This window comes from Borrelia persica No12, from assembly GCF_000500045.1.
In the GTDB taxonomy this organism is placed as follows: domain Bacteria; phylum Spirochaetota; class Spirochaetia; order Borreliales; family Borreliaceae; genus Borrelia; species Borrelia persica.
Genome location: NZ_AYOT01000184.1, coordinates 1 through 5,347 on the forward strand (window position 1 = coordinate 1; position 5,347 = coordinate 5,347).

Sequence of the window (5,347 nt, forward strand, 5' to 3'; positions counted from 1 at the left end):
ATGATAATGGAAGAAAAGCTGTTCTTTTCTTCCATTATTCATAATATAAATAAAATCTAACAATATCTATATACTATCTAAGATGAAAATAATAGTATTATTCACCTTATTCACTTCCTTCACTATATCATTAAACTTTGTTTCATAATTATTAGTTTTGCCTGTCAAATAGCTTGCCAATACTTCTAAAACTTTATAACGACCAAAAACAGTTCTAACCGTGCCTACATCATCATCATAATCTAGTTTTATTTTATTTCTTAGTGATACTAATTTTATCTTTTCTTCATCAAGTAAATCAAATTGTTGTTTAAGTACCTTTAAATCGTCAATCTCTAACCTATCAAGATTAGCTCTTTTATCTCTTAGCTTTTGAAACGAACTTAGATAATATAGCTCAGAAAATTCTTTTAACTTTCTAAAAACCTTGAATAAGCGATCTAAACGATCTCTCACATAATAAGCATGACCATAAACACCACCAAGATAATTATCGAATAATGTACCAAAGAATTTAAGATCTTTATGATTATAACCAAAAGCTAAGTAAATCAATTTCCTTTCTTGCAAAGAATATGTACGATAACGCCCCTCACCATCAGGATATGATACAAAGCTCGCGAATATTCGACTCATCCCATATTTATCATCAGGTTCAGTATAACTAGGATTATTATGAATATTAAATACTCTGTTAATTGCATCTGAAATAGCTGTATTTTGCAAATCCCGAACTAGTTTTAGCTTTTCTTCTTTTTTAACTTCTGCATCTGCATCAATACTAATACTCTGAAAATCAAAACTTACATTTTTATTACCTGAAAGGTTGCTATATCTTTGATCAATAGTAAGACTGATATTGCTATAATCTCTTAACGCCACTAAATATTTTCCTTCCTCTTCTTTTAACCTACGATCCAAATTTCCCTTTACATTAGAATCTTGAATACTCTTAATAGTTTCGCTAGCTTCATAAAACAAACGCAAACGATGATTTTCCAACATATTGTTCACAATTATTTTAACTTTATCAGCACCCAACTTAGACAATAGATCATAAAACGTATTATTACTATATGTTTTGGCAATATCTACTAATGCTGCTCTTAAATACTCAGCTATTTTCTTCTGGTTATCTGATAAATTAAATGTATCAAGTAATATATCAATTGATTTAATCTCCTCCCTCATACCTCTATTATCTCTTCCCATCAAACCACCTGCATTAAATCCTACAGGATCAGAACAACTTTGGGGTTTGCAACTTGTAAATACAATTGCTGTCACTATTAACAATAATAACAATAATATTAAAGCAGAATCTCTTAACTTCATATTTCTCTCTCCTTTTAAAATTAAAAACAATGTAAGAATATTTATATATTATTTAAATGGCAGTAATAACAACAGTACTTGTCTCAAGTATTTTTTAGTGTATCAATTTAGTTTCAGTTATATAATCTTAGACCTAAAAATATAAATATAAAATAATCATACCTGTTTTTTTCTAAAATAAACTATATTGAATTTACCTCTGCTCTTGGATATCTATAGCTATAGGTAATCACTGAAAAACTTACAAAAATATAATAAAACTTTGTTTTTCAACAACATTTCTCACGTATCATACAGATAAACCGCCAACATTGCCTAATAAAATTATCACCTTTAATCAATATTAGTTAATTATTTCAATTAACTAATATTATATTAATATATACATTAATTATATTTCAAAATCAAAAATAAAAAATAATTTAGAGAAAATTTAATATTCCTTTTTAGGTGACACTAATATAAATAAAGTCACTAAAAATCATTATTAGATTGGAATTAATAATGATTTTTGCACTAATTGACAATCTATTTATTATTAATAATAATATCAAACCATAATGTATTTATTTTGTAAAAAACACTTAATTTTGGAACAAAAATTAATATATCTTACTTAGAAATCTCATCAAAAGAAAACTTCAATTGATTAATACTCTACACATTCATTAATAATTATTATGGAAGAAAAGAATATCTTTTCTTCCATAATTCATAATATTTCTTTAAAATCCAATAAATATTTATATCTTATTTAAGATAGCAATAATAACATCATTCGCTTTCTCTACTTTCCTTACTACATTATTCAGTATCGCCTCATAACCACGAGTTTTATCTGTTAAATAATCATTCAATACTTTTTTGAGATCATCATCCAATTCTTGTGAAAAATCATCCTTACTAACAACAGTTTTAATTCTACTTACATCAGCATTATAATCTGCTATTATTTGATTTTTTATTTCTACTAATTTCTGCTTTTCTCCTTCAAGTAAAACAAATTGTTGTTTTAGTGTCCTTAGATCTTCAAGCTCTAACTTATCAAGATTAGCTTCTTTCTCTCTGAGATTTTTAAATGAGGTTAGGTAATACGATTGAGAAAATCTTTCTAATTTTTTTAAAACATCTATTAAATTCTTGAGATTAGTCATCTCATATGCATATGTATCTTTCTTAAACAAAAGAATATACCTATAGAAAAATTTGTCAAAGAATTTAAGATCTTCACGTTTATAATCAAAAGCTAAGTAAATTAAACCTCTAAGCTTACTTGAAGAAGTAAAACGACCAATACTCCTAAATACTCCCTGCATACCATACATATCATCAGGTTCAGAATCACTATGAGCCTTAAATATTCTGATAATTTCAGCTGCATTAGCTACATTGTGTAACCCATGAATTAATTCTGCTACTTCTGTATCCTTACTAATACCCTTAAAAGCAAAACCAGCTTTTTTATCATTACCTAAAATATTGTTATATCTATCAGCAACACTATGACTAATATCGCTATAATCTTTTAATGCTAATGAATATTCTCCGTCAGCTCTAACCAACCTATCCTCTAATGCTTTCTTTACATCTGAATCTTCAATATGTTTAATAGTTTCAATAGCTTGATAAAATAAACGTAAATTATGTTTTTCTAACATATTCTCCACGATCGTTTTAACTCTATCAGAACCTAAGTCGGACAAGAATTTATGAAATATAATATTACTATATGTTTTAGCATCATCAACTAATGCTTTTCTTAAATATTCAGCTGCCTTTTTCTGTTCATCAGATAGATCAAATGTATCAAGCAATTTATCAATTGATGATTTACCCTCTGTACCCATTCCTCTTTCTGGTAAACCACCTGAATGCGCTCCTACAGGAAGAGAACTTTGAGGTTTGCAATTTAATAATACTATTGATACTATTATTAATAGTATTAAACTATAATATATTAACTTCATATTTTAACATCTCCTTTTAAAATTAAAAACAATACAAGATATTTATATATCATTTAAATGACAGTAATAAAAATAACAGTACTTGTCTTAATTAGTTTTAGTGTATCAAGTTAGTTTCAGTTAATATTAATATATACAAAAATCAAGAATGGAAAATAGTTTAAAGAAAATTCAATATTACTACTTAGTAACACTAATATAGATAAATTTACTAAAATCATTATTGGATTGGAAATTAATAATGATAATTAATAATGATTTTTGAGATAATTGACAACCTATTTACTATGACACAGCATATAACCTTGATAGCTTCTCTATTAAATAATTTTCGTATCCATCCAACAAACTCTCAATATACAAATCTCCTTTCTGCCCTTTTTATACTCCAAAATCTTTAAGTAATATTCTTAACACTATGGCTTTTACCTCCTCAATTAGCCCTTCTTTTGCTTGTCTTGTCTCAAGTCTTTTTTTATGTTTCTTCTTCAAGCAATTGTTGCTTTGCATCTACATCTACACCCTTAAAATTAAAAACTAAACTATTGTTATTGTGAAGATTGTTCCTTATACCACCAAAATCAAAACTGAGTTCGGTATACTTTCTCAATAATTCCAAGTATTCTTCTTCCGCTTTTTTTAACCTACCCTCCAAGGCTTTTTTTACATCTACATCTTTGATACGATCAATAGTTTCGCTAACTTGAAAAAATAAACGTAACTTATGCTTTTCTAACACACTATTTATACTAACCTCCCACTGCGAATAAGAGAGACCCATACCATCCCAACCAAACAAGTAATAAAATGTATTATTAGTATGAGTTTTAAAAATATCCACTAATGCCTTTCTTAAATATTCAACTGCCTTTTTCTGTTCATCAGATTGATACTTAAAAAGTCTAACAATCGTTTCTCTTATTTCTTGTTCATATTCAGCATCTTTCTCATCAAACTCTTCAGATACAGCTTTACTAATAATCTGCGAATCAGCACCATTATTAGGATCTGAAAGCCTCTTATATCTCTCATTAACACTAATACTGATATCGCTATAATCTCTTAACACTTTTAAATATTTTGCTTCACCTGCATTTAATCTATCCGGCCATTCCTTAAATTTACCAAAATATATTACCAACGGCTTACTCATAATTGCTTTAGCTTGATAAAATAAACGTAAATTATGTTTTTCTAACATATTCTCCACGATCGTTTTAACTCTATCAGAACCTAAGTCGGACAAGAATTTATGAAATGTAACATTACTATATGTTTTAGCATCATCAACTAATGCCTTTCTTAAATATTCAGCTGCCTTTCTTTGCTCATAAGATAAATTAAATGTACCAAGCAATGTAACAATTTCTCCCTTTGTCAATGTTTCAACTGCATCATTACGAATACTCTGTAAATCAGCACCATTACTAGGATCAGAAAGCCTAGTATATCTATCTTGAACATCACGACTGATATCGCTATTATCTTGCAATAATCTTAAGTATTCTTTTGCCGCTACATCTAACCTATCATTCAAGTTCTTTTTTAAATCTTGAACTTGTACCCATGATTGACTTTCACCTCGCAAATATAGATGTTCAAAAATAGTTAACCTATCCTTTACGTCACTTTTTACATATTGCTCTTGGATACCTTTAATCAATTTCTTTGATTCACTAATAAAACGTAGATGTTCAAAAATATTGTCCATAATTTTTTTAACTTGATCAACACTCAATTGAGACAAGAAATCATAAAATGTATCATTACTATATATTTGAAAAACATATAGTAATGAACCTTTCAAATATTCAGCTGCCTCTTTCTGATCTTTAGATAGATTAAATGTATCAAACAATTTATCAATTGATGATTTACCCTCTGTACCCATTCCTCTTTCTGGTAAACCACCTGAATGCGCTCCTACAGGAAGAGAACTTTGAGGTTTGCAATTTAATAATACTATTGATACTATTATTAATAGTATTAAACTATAATATATTAACTTCATATTTTAACATCTCCTTTTAAAATTAAAAACAATA

General features: G+C 27.6%; 3 protein-coding genes. All 3 read right to left on the reverse strand.

Annotated elements, in window-relative coordinates:
* Window positions 1-66: 66 nt before the first annotated feature.
* Window positions 67-1,335: a BTA121 domain-containing protein surface lipoprotein gene (locus tag U881_RS0106060; RefSeq protein WP_024653655.1), complete on the reverse strand. Its 1,269-nt coding sequence runs from the start codon at window positions 1,333-1,335 to the stop codon at window positions 67-69.
* 743 nt (window positions 1,336-2,078) lie between these two features.
* Window positions 2,079-3,302, reverse strand: coding sequence for a BTA121 domain-containing protein surface lipoprotein (locus U881_RS0106065; RefSeq protein WP_024653656.1), 1,224 nt, complete (start codon window positions 3,300-3,302; stop codon window positions 2,079-2,081).
* A 475-nt stretch (window positions 3,303-3,777) separates the two neighbouring features.
* On the reverse strand, window positions 3,778-5,313 hold the full coding sequence (locus U881_RS0106075; protein ID WP_024653657.1) for a BTA121 domain-containing protein surface lipoprotein: 1,536 nt from the start codon (window positions 5,311-5,313) through the stop codon (window positions 3,778-3,780).
* Window positions 5,314-5,347: the final 34 nt, after the last annotated feature.

Bases quoted from the DNA above. Each gene is read 5' to 3' on its own strand.
- U881_RS0106060 (WP_024653655.1), bottom strand. From the start codon at position 1,335: ATGAAGTTAAGAGATTCTGCTTTAATATTATTGTTATTATTGTTAATA.
- U881_RS0106075 (WP_024653657.1), bottom strand. From the start codon at position 5,313: ATGAAGTTAATATATTATAGTTTAATACTATTAATAATAGTATCAATA.
- U881_RS0106065 (WP_024653656.1), bottom strand. From the start codon at position 3,302: ATGAAGTTAATATATTATAGTTTAATACTATTAATAATAGTATCAATA.